The organism is Micrococcus sp. HSID17227 (genome assembly GCF_003989405.1).
Lineage (GTDB): Bacteria > Actinomycetota > Actinomycetes > Actinomycetales > Micrococcaceae > Micrococcus > Micrococcus luteus.
The window spans coordinates 1-15,606 of the sequence record NZ_RBLN01000032.1 but is presented as its reverse complement, the minus strand read 5'-3'; the positions used below and the strand labels follow the sequence as shown (position 1 = coordinate 15,606).

Annotated in this window: 15 protein-coding genes and 1 pseudogene; 5 read left to right on the top strand and 11 right to left on the bottom strand. The window is 72.9% G+C overall.

Features of this window, described 5'->3' with window-relative positions; genetic code table 11:
* Positions 1-33 precede the first annotated feature (33 nt).
* Genes D8M29_RS03500 through D8M29_RS03495 form a run of 3 tightly spaced genes read right to left on the bottom strand, consistent with a single transcriptional unit; the run spans position 34 to position 1,681 of the window.
* A complete protein-coding gene (locus D8M29_RS03500) occupies positions 34-462 on the bottom strand; it encodes an HIT family protein (protein ID WP_060974188.1) in 429 nt (142 codons plus the stop codon).
* Between the two features lie 44 nt (positions 463-506).
* On the bottom strand, positions 507-809 hold the full coding sequence (locus D8M29_RS14105) for a hypothetical protein (protein WP_238693318.1): 303 nt from the start codon (positions 807-809) through the stop codon (positions 507-509).
* A gap of 29 nt (positions 810-838) precedes the next feature.
* Entirely contained in the window at positions 839-1,681 is an 843-nt protein-coding gene (locus D8M29_RS03495) for a sulfurtransferase (RefSeq protein WP_238693317.1), read from the bottom strand.
* A gap of 111 nt (positions 1,682-1,792) precedes the next feature.
* On the opposite strand from D8M29_RS03495, the gene D8M29_RS03490 reads away from it, so the two are divergent.
* Positions 1,793-2,239 carry a Fur family transcriptional regulator gene (locus D8M29_RS03490; protein ID WP_060974338.1) on the top strand — a complete coding sequence of 149 codons (447 nt, stop codon included), beginning with the start codon at positions 1,793-1,795 and terminating at the stop codon, positions 2,237-2,239.
* 18 nt (positions 2,240-2,257) lie between these two features.
* Here the strand turns inward: D8M29_RS03490 and D8M29_RS03485 are convergent, their stop codons facing one another.
* From D8M29_RS03485 to D8M29_RS03460, 6 genes are all read right to left on the bottom strand, one after another.
* A complete protein-coding gene (locus tag D8M29_RS03485; RefSeq protein WP_060974337.1) occupies positions 2,258-3,076 on the bottom strand; it encodes a metal ABC transporter ATP-binding protein in 819 nt (272 codons plus the stop codon).
* The gene (locus D8M29_RS03480; protein ID WP_036313946.1) at positions 3,073-3,972 is read right to left on the bottom strand and encodes a metal ABC transporter permease; all 900 of its coding nucleotides are present in this window, start codon (positions 3,970-3,972) and stop codon (positions 3,073-3,075) included. The genes D8M29_RS03485 and D8M29_RS03480 overlap by 4 nt, the downstream gene beginning before the upstream one ends.
* Before the next feature lie 2 nt (positions 3,973-3,974).
* Complete coding sequence (locus tag D8M29_RS03475; protein WP_041104319.1) at positions 3,975-4,982, bottom strand: metal ABC transporter substrate-binding protein; 1,008 nt, start codon at positions 4,980-4,982, stop codon at positions 3,975-3,977.
* Positions 4,983-5,057: 75 nt separating this feature from the next.
* The gene (locus D8M29_RS03470) at positions 5,058-6,116 is read right to left on the bottom strand and encodes a hemolysin family protein (protein WP_041104317.1); all 1,059 of its coding nucleotides are present in this window, start codon (positions 6,114-6,116) and stop codon (positions 5,058-5,060) included.
* Positions 6,113-7,429, bottom strand: coding sequence for a hemolysin family protein (locus D8M29_RS03465; protein ID WP_060974335.1), 1,317 nt, complete (start codon positions 7,427-7,429; stop codon positions 6,113-6,115). The genes D8M29_RS03470 and D8M29_RS03465 overlap by 4 nt, the downstream gene beginning before the upstream one ends.
* 184 nt (positions 7,430-7,613) lie before the next feature.
* Positions 7,614-9,095 carry a GuaB1 family IMP dehydrogenase-related protein gene (locus D8M29_RS03460; RefSeq protein WP_049147194.1) on the bottom strand — a complete coding sequence of 494 codons (1,482 nt, stop codon included), beginning with the start codon at positions 9,093-9,095 and terminating at the stop codon, positions 7,614-7,616.
* Between the two features lie 200 nt (positions 9,096-9,295).
* On the opposite strand from D8M29_RS03460, the gene D8M29_RS03455 reads away from it, so the two are divergent.
* The 3 genes from D8M29_RS03455 (at position 9,296) to D8M29_RS14470 (ending at position 13,825) form a co-directional block, all read left to right on the top strand.
* Complete coding sequence (locus D8M29_RS03455; RefSeq protein WP_060974334.1) at positions 9,296-13,024, top strand: multifunctional oxoglutarate decarboxylase/oxoglutarate dehydrogenase thiamine pyrophosphate-binding subunit/dihydrolipoyllysine-residue succinyltransferase subunit; 3,729 nt, start codon at positions 9,296-9,298, stop codon at positions 13,022-13,024.
* 76 nt (positions 13,025-13,100) lie between these two features.
* Positions 13,101-13,706, top strand: a complete 606-nt coding sequence (locus D8M29_RS03450) for a GDSL-type esterase/lipase family protein (protein WP_004167659.1) — start codon at positions 13,101-13,103, stop codon at positions 13,704-13,706.
* A gap of 44 nt (positions 13,707-13,750) precedes the next feature.
* Complete coding sequence (locus D8M29_RS14470; RefSeq protein ID WP_095346645.1) at positions 13,751-13,825, top strand: 50S ribosomal protein bL37; 75 nt, start codon at positions 13,751-13,753, stop codon at positions 13,823-13,825.
* 138 nt (positions 13,826-13,963) lie between these two features.
* On the opposite strand, the gene rsrA is transcribed toward D8M29_RS14470, so the two are convergent.
* Positions 13,964-14,242, bottom strand: a complete 279-nt coding sequence (rsrA, locus tag D8M29_RS03445) for a mycothiol system anti-sigma-R factor (protein ID WP_060974333.1) — start codon at positions 14,240-14,242, stop codon at positions 13,964-13,966.
* Positions 14,239-14,955: a sigma-70 family RNA polymerase sigma factor gene (locus D8M29_RS03440; RefSeq protein ID WP_036314006.1), complete on the bottom strand. Its 717-nt coding sequence runs from the start codon at positions 14,953-14,955 to the stop codon at positions 14,239-14,241. Before D8M29_RS03440 ends, rsrA begins: the two co-directional genes overlap by 4 nt.
* Before the next feature lie 200 nt (positions 14,956-15,155).
* Here D8M29_RS03440 and D8M29_RS03435 point away from each other — a divergent pair.
* Positions 15,156-15,606, top strand: a pseudogene (locus D8M29_RS03435) (3-phosphoshikimate 1-carboxyvinyltransferase); the annotation flags it as partial.

Genomic DNA, 15,606 nt, shown 5'->3' with positions numbered 1-15,606 from the left:
CGCGCCTGAGCCGGGTCCGGGCGGCGCGGGCCGTCAGTCCTGCGGGACGACCTCGCCGTGGCCCAGGTCCCGCAGGGCCGCGCGGAGGCGGGCGGCGGCGTCGTCCAGGTCTGCCGGATCGGGGGCGTTGTCCACGCGGGCCAGGTCGAAGTCGGCGAGCGAGGTGGAGGGCCACACGTGCACGTGCAGGTGCGGGATCTCGTAGCCGGCGATCATGAGCCCGGCCCGGCGCGCGGAGAACGCCGCCACCTGCGCCTTGCCGATCTGCTGGGCGACCGTCGTCAGGTGCGTGACCAGCGCCGGGTCGACCTCCACCCATTCGTCCACCTCCTCACGGGGCACCACGAGCGTGTGCCCCGGCTGGAGCGGTGCGGCGGACAGGAACGCGACGCACGTCTGGTCCTGCCACACGAAGCGGGCGGGCAGCTCGCCGGCGACGATCCTGCTGAAGACGGTGGCCATGGGGGGTCCTCCTGGGGGTCGGCGGGGCGGGGCCCCGGGGCTCGTCAGTCCCGGCCGGACGCGCCGTTGGGCTCGGGGCCGACCGCGACGGCGTTGGACGGGTCCTGGACCCATGCTGACCACGAACCCGGGTAGAGCGCCACTCCGGGTCGCCCCGCGACGGCCAGGGTGAGCCCGGCGTGCGCCGCGGTGATGCCCGCGCCGCCGTACACGGCCCCGGGAGTGGCGTCGTCCCCCGCGACGGCCTCGACCCGCTCCGCCCGCCCCGCGGCCGGCCCCACGCGGCCGTGCGCGCCGCTGCCCCCCGCCCTGCGCACCTCCCCCCCGCCGCGGCTGGAGCCGGCCACGACGTCGACGGGTCCGCCCCCCCCCCCGCTCACCTGTGCCGGCCCACGGGGTCGAAGGTCTCGACCGCCCCGCGGTATCGCTCGGCCGCCCGCGCGTCGAGGCGCAGACCGCCGGAGGCCATCGCCTCCGCGCCGGCCGTGTCCACGACGGGCATGCGGCCCCACGACGGCCGGGCGGTGCCGGGCACCGGGATGACCTCGCCGGGCTGCAGGGGCAGGCCCGCGGCGCGCCACGCCTCGAGGCCGCCGTCCAGGAGCATGGAGTCCCGCAGCCCCGCGTGGCGCAGCAGCCACCAGGCGCGCGCGGCGGACAGGCCGTGGTCGTCGTCGTAGACCACGATGGTGTCGCCCTCGTCGATCCCCCACATCCGCACGGTCTCCGCGAACTGGCGCGCGTCCGGCAGGGGGTGACGCCCCGCCGCCGGGCCGGCGTGGCCGGCGAGCTGGCTGGGCAGGGAGACGTAGACGGCGCCCGGCAGATGGCCCTGGAGATAGGCGGCGTGGTCGGGCCCGCCCCCCGTGGCCCGGAACCGGACGTCGAGCAGGATCACCCGGTTCGGGCGGCATCGGCCCGGCTGGGCGTAGGCCGGGCCCTCGGGCACCGGCGGCAGGTCCTCGACGGGGGCCAGGCCGAGCCAGCCGGCCAGCACGTCCACCGTCACCAGGGTGGGCGGCTCGGCGGCCTCGGGATCGACGCCGTCGGTGTCCGCGTCCGGGTCGCCGCCGGCGTCATGGGACGAGGACGGGGCCGCCGTGGGCGCCGGGACGACGCGGCCCTGCCCCTCGTCGACGACGATCAGCGGGTCGGGTCGATCGGGGGCGGCACCGTCGCGGTCCGGGACAGGGGATGGGTCCGGGCTCTCGCTGTGCACCCGGACACCCTACTCCACGCCCCCTTCGGCGTCGCTGATAACCTGGAGGATGGCCCGCGCGGACCTGTTCCGGACCGCGCGGAGGAGGCGGCAGCCGCCGCAGAAGGAGTCGTGAGCACCGTGAGCGCCCCCGAGCCCGGCCCCCGTGCCGCCCGTCCCCGGGCGACCCGGCAGAAGGCCGCCGTCGACCGAGCCCTGGACCGCATCCCGGACTTCGTGAGCGCGCAGGAGCTCCATGCCCGCCTCCAGGACCAGGGCGAACGCGTCTCGCTGGCCACCGTGTACCGGACCCTGCAGCAGCAGCTCGACGACGGGCTCGTGGACATGCTCCGCCGCGACGACGGCGAGTCCGTGTACCGCCGGTGCGAGGACGAGGGCCACCATCACCACCTGGTGTGCCGGATCTGCTGGACCACCGTCGAGGTCACCGCCCCCCACGTCGAGGCATGGGCCACCGCCGTCGCCGCGGAGCACGGCTTCACGGACGCGGACCACACGGTGGAGATCACCGGTGTGTGTGCCCGCTGCCGGGCCGAGGGGCGCACCCGCGCGGCCTGACCCCGGGCCGGGCCCCGGTCAGTGGCGGATGCCGCCCGCGGGGTCGTCCAGGAACTCCGCCGCGTCCTCGACCGCCGTGGAGGGCCCGTGCAGGGCGCCCCGGCCGTACGCGATGTCCAGGTTCTCGACCGTGAGCACGTCCCGCGGCGGGCCGGAGGCCACGACGCGCCCGCTCATCAGGACCACGTGGTCCGCCTCCGCGGCCTCGTCGAGATCGTGGGTCGTGTAGACCACGGACACCCCGCGCGTCGGCTCCTCGTGGAGGAGGTCGTCGATCGTGCGGGCGGAGACGATGTCGAGGCCCGTCATCGGCTCGTCGAGCAGCAGCACGTCGTGGTCCTGGGCGAGGCCCTGGGCCACGTAGGCGCGCTGGCGCTGGCCTCCGGAGAGCTGGTCGAGGTGCCGCCGCGCCAGGTCCGCGACCTGCATGCGCTCCATGGCGGCCCCCACGATGTCCCGGTCCTCCCTCCGGAACCGACGGAACCATCCGAGCGTGGGGTATCGGCCCATCCCGACGACGTCGCGCACCGTCACCGGCACGCCCTGGGGCACGCCGATGGACTGCATCACGAAGGAGGTGCGCTGCGAGCGCCGCCGCGGGTCCTCACCGAGCACCTCCAGCGCACCGGAGGCCGGGTCGCTCAGGCCCGCCAGGGCGGTCAGCAGCGTGGACTTGCCGGAGCCGTTGGGCCCGATCACCGCGATCAGCCGCCGGGCCGGCAGGGTGAAGTCGGAGGGTCTGACGGCCACGTGCGCGCCATGGCGCAGTTCGAGCGCCCGGGCGACCGCGAGGGGAGGCGGGGCCGCCGCGGAGTCCGCGGGGAAGGACGCGCTCATCGGGCGGCCTCCGCTCCGGGCAGGGCCACGACCGGCACCTCCTGCTCACGCTGCGCGCGCGAGCGCACGTGCCGGCCCAGGAGCGCCAGCACGGCGGCGCGGACGGCGAGCACGACGAAGAACAGCAGGATCGGCATGAGCGCCATGGTGGCCGAACCCGCCGTGCCCAGCCGGTAGCTGAGGGTGAGCCCGGTGACGACGCACGCCGCGCCGATACCGACGGAGACGAGCATCATCTGGGGGACGCTGCGCGTCAGCAGCGCCGCCGTCGCGGGCGGTCCCACGAGGAGGCCGAACACGAGCACGGTGCCCACCGCCTGGAACGAACCGATCACGGCCGCGCCGATCATCACCAGCAGCAACGTGTGCGTCAGCCCCGGTCGCATGCCCAGCGAGCGCGCCTTGACCTCGGAGAAGCTCAGCGCCAACAGGGGCCGGTAGAGCAGCAGGGCCAGGGCGATCACCACGACGGCGATGACCGCCTGGGTCACGATGCCGTCCACGCTGACCCCCAGCACATCGCCGAACAGGATCGACGTGAGCGAACCCGTGTAGGAGTCCGACTTGGAGATGATCACCACGCCCAGGGCCATCATCCCCACGAAGAGCAGGCCGATGGCGGTGTCCTCCTTGAGGGTGGTGGCCCGGTGCACCAGCGAGATGCCCGCCATCATGACGACGGCGGCCACCGCGGCACCGAGGTGGGGGCTGCCGCCGGTGACGACCGCCAGGGCGATGCCCGGCAGGACACCGTGCACGAACGCGTCCCCGAAGAAGCTCATCCCGCGCAGCACCAGCCACGTGCCCACGACCGAGCACATCACCACCGCGATGAGTCCGCCGACGAGGGCACGCTGCTGGAAGCCCATCTGGAAGGGTTCGAGCAGCCAGTCCATCCTCAGCCCTCCAGCGCGTCGGCGAGGGTGCGGGCGTTGAGGAGCATGGCCTCGGCGTAGTCCGCCTCCGGGGTGTCCTTCGGGCCGACGCCGCCCTCGTAGACCTCGATGACCGGCAGGTCGCCGGCCTCCTCGGCCACGGTGTCCACGAGGCTGTTGCGCGCGCCCACGGACGTGATCACGGCGTCTGCGCCGCCGTCGCGGATGGACCGGGCGAGCTCGGCGATCTCCTGGGAGGAGGGCTCGCCGTCGGTGGAGCCGCCCGGGACGACGACGCCGGACACGGTGAAGTCGTAGGCCTCGCTGAAGTAGCCGTAGGCGTCGTGGTCCGTGACCAGCGTGCGGCGGTCCTCCGGGACCCCGGCGAGGATCTCCCGGACCTGCGTGTCCGTCTGCTCGAGCTCCCCGCGCACGGTCGCGCCGCACTCGGCGAACCTCTCGTCACCCCGCTCCTGGGCGAGCGTGTCGCCCATCAGCTCGGCGGCCCTCGCCATGCGGGCGACGTCCATCCAGACGTGCGGGTCCTCGGACCCGTGGTCATGGCCCTCGTGGCCCGCCCCCTCCTCGGCGTGGTCATGGCCGCCGAAGGGCAGCGGATCCAGCTGGGGCGCCACCTCGACGACGGTCGCGCCGTCCGCCTCGGCGTTGGCGAGGGCGGACTCCATGCCGCCCTCGAGGCCGAGGCCGTTGGAGAACACGAGGCCGGAGGAGACCATGTCCTTCACCTGCGCGGACGAGGCGGAGAAGTCGTGCGGATCATCCCCCGGGCCCATCACCGTGACGCTGCGGGCGTCGGCGCACGCGACCACGCGGTCGAGCACGGAGCCGAGCTGCGTCGTCGTGGCGACGGCCACGGGCGCGCCCGCGGCCGAGCCGGACCCGGCGGCAGCAGAGGCGCCCGCGGCCTGCTCGCCCGCGGAGTCGCCGCTGGTCCCGCCGCACGCGGCGAGGCTCAGGGTGAGCGCGGTGAGGGCCCCGGTCAGGGCGGGCAGACGACGGCGGCGGAGCATGGGGCGACCTCGTTCGTGTCGGGAGGATGTGTGAAATCGGTTCTCAACAGTAGCACCGCGCCGCCCGCGCGACGCTCACGCGGGCCGGAACCGACGTGGCGACTGCGTCACGTCGTTGATCTCCCCGACGAGCTCCTCGAGCACGTCCTCGAGGAAGAGGATGCCCGCGGTCTCGCCCTCGGGCGTGATGACCCGGGCGAGGTGGGAGCCCGTGCGCTGCATGAGCGCGAGTGCGTCCTCGACCTCGTCCTCGAGCCGCACGTTGGCCAGCGAGCGCACGCGCGTGAGCGGGATCGGCTCGTCGTGTCCCGACGGGCCCACGGTGAGGACGTCCTTCAGGTGCAGGTAGCCGGTGTAGCCGCCGTCGGGGTCCTCGACCACGAACCGGGAGAAGCCCACGCGGCCCACGGTCCACTCGAAGTCGTGCGGCGTGATCCCCTCGGGGACGGTGACGACCCGCTCGAGCGGCACCATCACGTCCCCGGCCCGGTGGTCCGAGAACTCGAGGGCCGAGTGCAGCACGCCGGACTCGTCCTCCAGGGTGCCCGAGCGGGTGGACTCGGCCACGATCGACTGCACCTCCTCGAGCGTGTAGGAGGAGGCCACCTCGTCCTTCGGCTCGATGCGCAGGGCGTGCAGCACGAGGTTGGCCGTCCAGTTCAGCGCGGCCACGACCGGATGCAGCAGCTTCGAGAGCCACACGAGCGGCTGGGCCAGCAGCATCACGGCGCGGTCCGCGAACGAGACGGCGGCGTTCTTGGGCACCATCTCGCCCAGGGTCACGTGCAGGAAGGTGACCACCAGCAGCGCGAGCACGAAGGCGGTCACGTCCGCCGCCGCGGACGGGACCCCGAGGGCGGCCATCGGGACGACGAGCAGGTGGTGCAGCGCCGGCTCGGACACGTTGAGGATGAGCAGGGAGCACACCGTGATGCCGAGCTGGCAGACGGCCAGCATCTGGGAGACGTGCTCCATCGCGTAGAGCGCCACCTGGGCCTGGCGGGAGCCGGCCTCGGCCCGCGGCTCGATCTGCGCCCGGCGGGCGCCCATGACGGCGAACTCGCCCGCCACGAAGAAGGCGTTGGCGGCCAACAGGACCACCAGCCACAGCAGTCCGACGACGTCCCCGTTCATGCGCGCGTCTCCTCGTCCTCAGCGGCCGGGTCGAAGCGCACGCGCTCGATGCGGCGGCCGTCCATCCGCTCGACCGTCAGGACACCGCCGTCCACGTCCACCACGTCCCCGACCTCCGCCAGGCGCCCCAGTCGGGCCAGGATGTACCCGCCGACGGTCTCGTAGGCACCGTCCTCCGGCACCACGAGGGCCGGGATCTGGGTCCGCACCTCGTCGGGCCGCAGCTCCGCCGGGAAGTACCAGCGGCCGGAGGCCGTCTGCAGGACCCCCGGGGTGACGCGGTCGTGCTCGTCCGCGACCTCGCCGACGATCTCCTCCACCACGTCCTCGAGCGTGACCACCCCTGCGGTGCCCCCGTACTCGTCCACGACGACGGCCATCTGCAGGTTCGCGTCGCGCAGCTCGGCCAGCAGCTGGTCCAGGTGCACGGTCTCCGGCACGCGGATGACCTCCGTCATCAGTGCACCGGCCTCGAGGTCGGCGCGGCGCTCCCGCGGCACGGCCACGACCTTCTTCACGTGCACCACGCCGCGGATGTCGTCCGAGGAGTCGCCGATCACGGGGAACCGCGAGTAGCCGGTGCTGCGGGCCAGGTCCAGGACCTCGGGCAGAGCCTGGTCCTCCCTCACCGTCTCCACGCGGATGCGCGGGGTCATCACGTCCGCGGCGGTGCGGTCCGCGAAGCGCAGCGTCCGGTCCAGGAACGTGGCGGTCTGCGCGTCGAGCGTGCCCAGCTGGGCCGAGCGGCGGACCAGCGAGGAGAGCTCCTCGGGGCTGCGGGCGCCGGAGATCTCCTCCTTGGCCTCGATGCCCACGCGGGCCAGCACGCCGTTGGAGAACCCGTTCAGGACCAGGATCGCCGGCTTGAACACGGTGCTGAACACGAGCTGGGGCCGGGCGAGTGCGCGGCCGATCGCCATGGGCTCGGCGATGGACATGTTCTTGGGGATCAGCTCGCCGAGGAGCATCGAGAGCAGGGTCGCCACGACCATCGCGACGACGAGCGAGACGGTGCCCACCACGCCGGCCGGCAGCCCCACCTGGAGCAGCAGCGGGTCGATGAGCCGGCTGATCGCCGGGTCCATCACGTAGCCGGTGAGCAGTGTGGTCAGAGTGATGCCCAGCTGGCACGCGGAGAGCTGGGTCGAGAGTGACTTGAGACAGCGCAGCAGGGGCTCGGCGCCGCGGTCACCCGCGTCCACCATGCGCTGCACGGTGGGCACGTCGATCGCGATCATGGCGAACTCGACGGCCACGAAGAACCCGGTGCCCACGATCAGGGCCAGGCCGAGGATCAGCAGGAGCCACTCCACCCGACCTCACCCCCTCGACGGCGGGCCGGGCGGCGGTGCGGGGCACCGGGACTGGAAGGCTCCGATCCGGCCGCGTCCGCGTGGGCGGACGAGCGGTCTGGCACACAGGTGTCAGGGTGATCCATAGTCCGCCCAGTATAGGGGCGTCAGGCCCCGGCGGAACGAGCAGGGGCATGCGGCCGCCTCACCACGACGAGGCGACCGGCCGGCCCTCCTCGTAGCCCGCCGCGGACTGCAGGCCGACGACGGCGCGCTCACGGAACTCCGCCAGGTCGTGGGCGCCGGCGTAGGTCAGCGACGAGCGCACACCGGACGTGATGGTGTCCAGCAGGTCCTCCACCGAGGGGCGGCGCGGGTCCACGTACATGCGCGAGGAGGAGATGCCCTCCTCGAACATCGCCTTGCGGGCCTTGGTGAAGGCGTCCTCGTGGCGGGTGCGGTGCTGGACCGCGCGGGCCGAGGCCATGCCGAAGCTCTCCTTGTACCGCCGACCGTCCGGACCGTGCACGAGGTCGCCCGGAGACTCGAGCGTCCCCGCGAACCACGAGCCGATCATCACCGAGCTGGCTCCGGCGGCCAGCGCGAGCGCCACGTCCCGCGGGTGCTTCACCCCGCCGTCCGCCCACACGCGTGCCCCGAGCTCGCGGGCCGCGGCGGCGCACTCCAGGACCGCCGAGAACTGGGGCCGGCCCACCGCGGTCTGCATGCGCGTGGTGCACATCGCGCCCGGTCCCACGCCCACCTTGACGATGTCCGCGCCGGCCGCGACCAGGTCCCGGACGCCGTCGCCGGAGACGACGTTGCCGGCCACCACGGGCACGCCGGGGTCGAGGGCCCGCACGGCGGCGAGCGCGTCCAGCATGGTCCGCTGATGACCGTGCGCGGTGTCCACGACGAGCACGTCGACGCCGGCCTCGACCAGGACGGCGGCCTTCTCCCCCACCGCCCCGTTGATGCCGACGGCGGCGCCGACGCGGAGCCGTCCGTCGTCGTCGAGACCGGGCGTGAACAAGGACGAGCGCAGCAGGCCCGCCGCGGTGACGACCCCGCGCAGCACGGGGGCGGCGGTGCCCACCGCCGGGTCCACGACGGGGGCCATCTCCTGGTGCGCGGCGTGCAGGCGCTCGAAGGCCGCCCGCAGCGCGTCCTTGTCCGGGGCGCCGTCCGTGCCGCCGAGCTCGGCGAGCGTGAGGGTCACCACCGGAGGGTGCATGACGGAGGCGGCCGAGGTGAAGCGGTCCACGTCCTCGCAGTCCTGGGGGCGGACCACGCCGAGCAGCCCGCCGTGCGCGTCCACCACGCAGACGGCCCCGTGGTTGCGGCGGTCCACGAGGTGGAGCAGGTCCAGCACCGTGTCCTGCGGGCCGACGGTCAGGGCGGTGTCCGCCACGGGGTGGGCCGCCTTCACCCGACGCACGACGTCCCGGATGACGTCCGCCGGGATGTCCTGCGGCAGGATCCCGAGACCGCCGCGCCGGGCCATGGTCTCGACCATCCGGCGCCCGGTGACGGCGGTCATGTTGGCGGAGACCAGGGGGATGGTGGCGCCCGTGCCGTCATCCGGGGCGATGTCCACGTCCATGCGACTGGCGACGTCCGAGTGCGAGGGCACGAGGAAGACGTCGTTGTACGTCAGGTCGACGGCCGGGTCGGTGAGGAAGCGCATGGTGTCAGTCTCCCAGACGCGGTGGACGCCGAGAGCCCCCCGCGCGTCCGCCGGGAGCGGAGTCGAGCCGAGGCCGCGGCATTCCGACCGGGGGCGTCGAAGAACTATGATGTCTCGAGGCGTTCCCGGCCCCACGCGCGCCGCGCGGGTGGCCCGGCGCAGCACATCGCATCCCAAGGCTCAGGAAGAGGCGTTACACAGTGCCAGAACTCACGTCGGACCGGCTCGCACAGGAGTTCCCGGGGAACGAACGGCTCGTGGCCGAGATCTACCGGAAGTACCGCGAGGACTCCGGTTCCGTGGACCGGCAGTGGGCACAGATCTTCGCCCGTCTTGAGGCCAGCGCCCCCGCCGAGGCCGAGCCGAAGGCCGGCGCCCAGACCGAGCCGAAGGCCGCCGCCCAGACCGAGCCGAAGGCCTCCGCCAAGGTGACCGAGCCGAAGGCGGCGACCGCCCCGGCCCGGGGTCCGCAGCCCAAGGAGACCTCGGTCAGCACCGGCCCCAAGCCCAAGAAGACCCCGGCGGCCCAGGCCGTGCCCTCCGAGCCCGCCGACACCACCGCCACCACCGCGGACGAGAAGCAGGAGAAGGCCACCGTCCTCAAGGGCATGGCCAAGGCCGTGGCCACGAACATGGACGCCTCCCTGTCCATGCCCACCGCCACCACCGTGCGCGACCTGCCGGCCAAGGTGCTGATCGACAACCGCGTGGTCATCAACAGCCACCTGGCCCGCACCCGCGGCGGCAAGGTCTCCTTCACCCACCTCATCGGCTACGCCGTGGTCCGCGCGCTCGCGGCCATGCCCTCGATGAACGTGACCTACGAGGAGCGCGACGGCAAGCCCACCATGGTGGAGCCGGCCCACGTGAACTTCGGCCTCGCCATCGACCTGCCCCGCCCGGACGGCACCCGCGCGCTCGTGGTCCCCAACGTCAAGGCCGCCGAGACCCTCGACTTCCGCGGCTTCTGGAAGGCGTACGACGACCTCGTCCAGCGCGCCCGCAAGAACAAGCTGACGATGGACGACTACGCCGGCACCACGGTCTCCCTGACCAACCCGGGCGGCATCGGCACCGTGCACTCGGTGCCCCGCCTGTCCCAGGGCCAGGCCGCCATCATCGGCGTCGGCGCGCTGACCTATCCGGCCGCCTTCCAGGGCGCCGCCGAGTCCACGCTGCACGACCTGGCGATCTCCAAGACGATCACGCTGACCTCCACGTACGACCACCGCGTGATCCAGGGCGCCGGCTCCGGCGAGTTCCTGAAGATCGTGCACGGCCTCCTGCTGGGCGAGGACGGCTTCTACGACGAGGTCTTCCACTCCCTGCGCATCCCCTACGAGCCCGTCCGCTGGGCCCAGGACGTGCAGGTGAACCCGGAGGAGCAGATCGGCAAGGTCGCCCGCATCCAGCAGCTCATCCACGCGTACCGGGACCGCGGCCACCTGCTGGCCAACGTGGACCCGCTCGAGTACTCGATGGCCTACCACCCGGACCTCGACATCCGCGAGCACGGGCTGACCCTGTGGGACCTGGACCGCAAGTGGCCCACCGGCGGCTTCGGCGGGGCGAGCAGCCTGACGCTGCGCAAGATCCTCGGCGTGCTGCGTGACGCGTACTGCCGCACCATCGGCGTCGAGTACATGCACATCCAGGACCCGGCCGAGCGCGCCTGGTTCCAGGAGAAGCTCGAGCAGCCGTACGCCAAGCCCACCCGCGAGGAGCAGCTGCGCATCCTGGGCCGACTCAACGCCGCGGAGGCGTTCGAGACGTTCCTGCAGACCAAGTACATCGGCCAGAAGCGCTTCTCCCTGGAGGGCGGCGAGTCCCTCATCCCGCTGCTGGACGGCATCCTCGGCGACGCCGCCGACGCCGGGCTGGACGAGGTCGCCATCGGCATGGCGCACCGCGGTCGCCTGAACGTGCTGACCAACATCGCCGGCAAGACCTACAGCCAGGTCTTCCGCGAGTTCGAGGGGGCCACCCCGGGCGGCGCCTCGGGCTCGGGCGACGTGAAGTACCACATGGGCACCGAGGGCACCTTCGTGTCCGACGCCGGCAACAGCACCCGCGTGTACCTCGCCGCCAACCCCTCGCACCTGGAGGCCGTGGACCCGGTCCTCGAGGGCGTCGTGCGTGCCAAGCAGGACCGCCTCGATCTGGGTGGCCAGCGCCCGGACTCCTTCTCCGTGCTGCCGATCCTCGTGCACGGCGACGCGGCCTTCGCGGGCCAGGGCGTCGTGACCGAGGTCCTGCAGCTCTCGCAGCTGCCCGGCTACCGCACCGGCGGCACGATCCACGTGGTCGTGAACAACCAGGTGGGCTTCACCACGCCGCCGACCCAGGCGCGCTCCGCGGTGTACTCCACCGACGTGGCCAAGACCATCCAGGCCCCGATCTTCCACGTCAACGGCGACGAGCCGGAGTCCGTGGTGCACGTGGCCCAGCTCGCCTTCGAGTACCGCCAGCGGTTCAACAAGGACGTCGTCATCGACCTCGTCTGCTACCGCCGCCGCGGCCACAACGAGGGCGACGACCCGTCGATGACGCAGCCGCGCATGTACAACCTCATCGAGCAGAAGCGCTCCACCCGCAAGCTGTACGTCGAGTCCCTCGTGGGCCGCGGCGACATCACGCAGGAGGAGGCGGACAGCGCCCTGAAGGACTACCAGCAGCAGCTGGAGCGGGTCTTCGCGGAGACCCACGAGGACGCGCCCGCCTCCGGCGGGGAGGGCCTCCGCCCGGCCGAGGACCGGGACGCGGCCCCGGAGGCGCCGGCGTCCACGGCCATCTCGGCCGAGACGCTGCGGGCCATCGGGCAGGCGCACATCGACGTGCCCGAGGGCTTTACGGTCCACCCCAAGCTCGCGGCCCTGCTCGAGCGCCGCGCCAAGATGGCCGTCGACGGCGGCATCGACTGGGGCTTCGCCGAGCTGGCGGCCTTCGGCTCGCTGCTCATGGAGGGCGTGCCGGTCCGCCTGGCGGGCCAGGACTCCCAGCGCGGCACCTTCACGCAGCGCCACTCGGTGTTCCACGACCGGATCACCGGCGACACGTGGGCGCCGCTGAGGCACCTCTCCGAGGACCAGGCGAAGTTCTGGGTCTACAACTCGCTGCTGTCCGAGTACGCCGCCCTCGGCTTCGAGTACGGCTACTCCGTGGAGCGCTCCGACGCCCTCGTGCTGTGGGAGGCCCAGTTCGGCGACTTCGTGAACGGCGCGCAGACGATCATCGACGAGTTCATCTCCTCGGCCGATCAGAAGTGGTCGCAGACCTCGTCCGTGGTCCTGCTCCTCCCCCACGGCTACGAGGGACAGGGGCCGGACCACTCCTCCGCCCGCATCGAGCGCTTCCTGCAGATGTGCGCCGAGGACAACATGCGCGTGGTCAACCCCTCCACGGGCGCGAACCACTTCCACCTGCTGCGCGAGCACGCCTACGCCCGCCCGCGTCGGCCCCTCATCGTGTTCACCCCGAAGCAGCTGCTGCGCCTCAAGGCCGCCGCGAACTCGGTGGAGGACTTCACCGAGGGCGGCTTCCAGCCGGTCATCCCGGACGCCGGGGTGGACGCCAAGGACGTCACGCGCGTGGTGCTGGTCTCCGGCCGGCTGTACTACGACCTGCTCGCCCGCCGCGAGAAGTCCGGTGACACGTCCACCGCGATCGTGCGGGTGGAGCAGCTCTACCCGCTGCCGCTCGACGAGATCCGCAAGGCGCTCCGCGCCTACCCGGTCGCCGACGTCACCTGGGTGCAGGACGAGCCCGCGAACCAGGGCCCGTGGCCGTTCATGGCACTGAACCTCGTGCCGCAGCTCGACGGCCCCGTGACCCTCGTGTCCCGCCCGGCCTCGGCCGCGACCTCCGCGGGCACCAAGGGCCGCCACGACCAGGAGCTCAGCACGCTGCTGGACGCCGCCTTCGGCCGCTGACCCGGACCGACCCTGCGCCGCCGCCGCACCCTCCGGTGCGGCGGCGGCGCCGGATCGGCCGACGAAAGGACACACTGTGCACAACCGCCGGATCCGGATCGCCGCCGTCGGCGACCAGCTGCTGGCCGGTGCGGGCGACGCCCGCGCCATCGGCTGGTGGGGCCGCGTGCTCGCCCGCACCCAGGCCCCCGACGTGGAGCTGGAGAACTACGTGCTGGCCGTGCCGCACGAGACCACCGAGGACCTCAACGAGCGCTGGTGGGGCGAGGCCTCGCGGCGCTTCTCCGAGGAGACGGAGAACCGCCTCGTCGTGGCCCTGTCCGACGCGGACCTGGACCTGGAGGCCACCTCGACCGCCCGCTCGCGGCTGAACCTGGCCAACGTCCTGGACACCGCCTCGCAGCGGAACATCCCGGTGCTCGTGGTGGGCCCCACGCCCACCCTGGACGAGCAGCGCAACGCCCGGCTCGCCGAGCTCAACGCCGCCTACCTGGATGTGGCCGACCGGCGCAACCACGTGTACGTGGACACGTTCACCCCGCTGGTGGGCCACGAGCAGTGGCGCTCGGACCTGGCCTCCGGCCAGGGCCGGCCGGGCCAGGCGGGCCACGGGCTCATCGCGTGGCTCGTGCTGCATCGGGGCTGGTACCAGTGGCTCGGTCTGCCCGAGCCCACGGCCTGATGTGACAGAATGGACCACCGACCGACTCGTTGAAGGGAGACGTCATGAGCAAGCGTGCACGCAAGCGTCGCGACCGCCGCAGGAACGGCGCCAACCACGGCAAGCGTCCCAACGCCTGATCCGCTGATCGGCGTCGCGGACCGGCCGGGTGCCACCCGGCGACCGCAGAGACCACGAAGGGCCGTCCCCTCAGGGGACGGCCCTTCGTCATCGTCGGGGCGCCCGATCGGGTGCCCACGGGTCCGCATGTCGCGGTGTCAGCCCCAGGTGACGGTCGTCGTCGAGATCTGGGTGATGCGGGTCATGATGGTGGCCCGCAGCTGCGCGGGCGCCTTCTCCTGACAGCACCGACGCACCGCCGAGCGGATGAGCTCCTCGAGCTCCTTCTGGTGCCGGCAGTCCGGACACTCCGCCACGTGGGCGCGCACCTGCTCGATGTCCTCGGGCGTCAGGGCGCCGTCCAGGTACTGGTACAGCCGCTCCAGGGAGGCGTCCTGGGCGACGCGGCACTCATGGCCGTGCTGGTCCGCGGTCATCGCGTGGCCTCCTTCGTGCTCGTCTCGGTCTGCTTCGTGCCGCCGCGCCCGGTCTTCTTCTTCGGCTGGGCCTTGATGCCGCGCGCGGCCGCGTAGTCCGCGAGGCGCTCGCGCAGCTGCTTGCGGCCGCGGTGCAGCCGCGACATGACGGTGCCGATCGGCACGTCGAGGATCTCGGCGATCTCCTTGTAGGCGAAGCCCTCCACGTCCGCGAAGTAGACGGCGAGCCGGAACTCCTCCGGGATCGCCTGCAGGGCGTCCTTCACCTGGGAGTCGGGCAGCCGGTCGAGGGCCTCCGTCTCGGCCGAGCGCAGGCCACCGGAGGTGTGCTCGGCGGCCCGGGCCATCTGCCAGTCCTCCACCTCAGGGTTGTCCGCCTCGAGGGGCTGGCGCTGCCGCTTGCGGTAGAGGTTGATGTACGTGTTCGTGAGGATCCGGTAGAGCCAGGCCTTGAGGTTGGTGCCGGGCCGGTACTGGTGGAACGAGGAGTAGGCCTTCGTGTACGCCTCCTGGACCAGGTCCTCGGCGTCCTGCGGGTTGCGCGTCATGCGCAGCGCAGCGGAGTACAACTGGTCCACGAACTCGAGGGCGTCACGCTCGAACCGGGCACGGCGCTGCTGTTCGGACTCGGCGGCGACGTCGATGTCGGCGCGGTCGTGCTCGGGGGCGTCCTCGGGCCGGGCGAATTCCGGCCGGCTGTTGTCAGTGCTCATCGCGGGCCAGTCTACGGTCCGGGAGGGATGCGTCAGCAGGGCGGCGCTCATGCGGGGCTCCTCTCCGGCTGCGGTCCGCGGCGAGCGGGACCGGTGCGCCGACACGGGTACGGGGTCGTCCAGTGGAGCGCCAGGAGCGTTCCAGGTATTCCCCCGCGACAGGCCGACCCCGGCCGACAGCCGCCGGATAGGCTGGTCCGGTGACCCGCCCCACGCGTGCCGCCGCGCACTCCCCCGCCCCCCGTCCCGACGCCGCCGAGACCTGGCCCGCGCCCGTGGCGCGCGGCCCGGTGCGCGGAGAGGTGCGGCTGCCGGGATCGAAGTCGCTGACGAACCGGCATCTCGTGCTCGCCGCGCTCGCCGACGGTCCGTGCGTCCTGCACGGCGTCCTCGAGTCGCGGGACACGGCATTGATGCGCACGGCGCTCACAGCGCTCGGGGCCCGGTTCGAGCCCCTGTCCGACGGCGGACTGCGGGTGCATCCGATGCCGGTCGGCGAGCCGCTGGCCGGGGATGTCGCCGTGGACTGCGGACTGGCGGGGACGGTCATGCGCTTCGTCCCGTTCGTCGCCGCGCTGCGGCCCGGCCGGGTCCGCTTCGACGGCGACGCCGGCGCGCGCCTGCGCCCGATGGCCCCGGTCCTGGACGCGG

Excerpts from the sequence above, each read along its gene's own strand:
- D8M29_RS03475 (WP_041104319.1), bottom strand. The coding sequence starts at position 4,982 with ATGCTCCGCCGCCGTCGTCTGCCCGCCCTGACCGGGGCCCTCACCGCG.
- D8M29_RS03485 (WP_060974337.1), bottom strand. The coding sequence starts at position 3,076 with ATGAGCGCGTCCTTCCCCGCGGACTCCGCGGCGGCCCCGCCTCCCCTC.
- D8M29_RS03500 (WP_060974188.1), bottom strand. The coding sequence starts at position 462 with ATGGCCACCGTCTTCAGCAGGATCGTCGCCGGCGAGCTGCCCGCCCGC.
- D8M29_RS03470 (WP_041104317.1), bottom strand. The coding sequence starts at position 6,116 with ATGAACGGGGACGTCGTCGGACTGCTGTGGCTGGTGGTCCTGTTGGCC.
- rsrA (WP_060974333.1), bottom strand. The coding sequence starts at position 14,242 with ATGACCGCGGACCAGCACGGCCATGAGTGCCGCGTCGCCCAGGACGCC.
- D8M29_RS03480 (WP_036313946.1), bottom strand. The coding sequence starts at position 3,972 with ATGGACTGGCTGCTCGAACCCTTCCAGATGGGCTTCCAGCAGCGTGCC.
- D8M29_RS03460 (WP_049147194.1), bottom strand. The coding sequence starts at position 9,095 with ATGCGCTTCCTCACCGACCCGGCCGTCGACCTGACGTACAACGACGTC.
- D8M29_RS03440 (WP_036314006.1), bottom strand. The coding sequence starts at position 14,955 with ATGAGCACTGACAACAGCCGGCCGGAATTCGCCCGGCCCGAGGACGCC.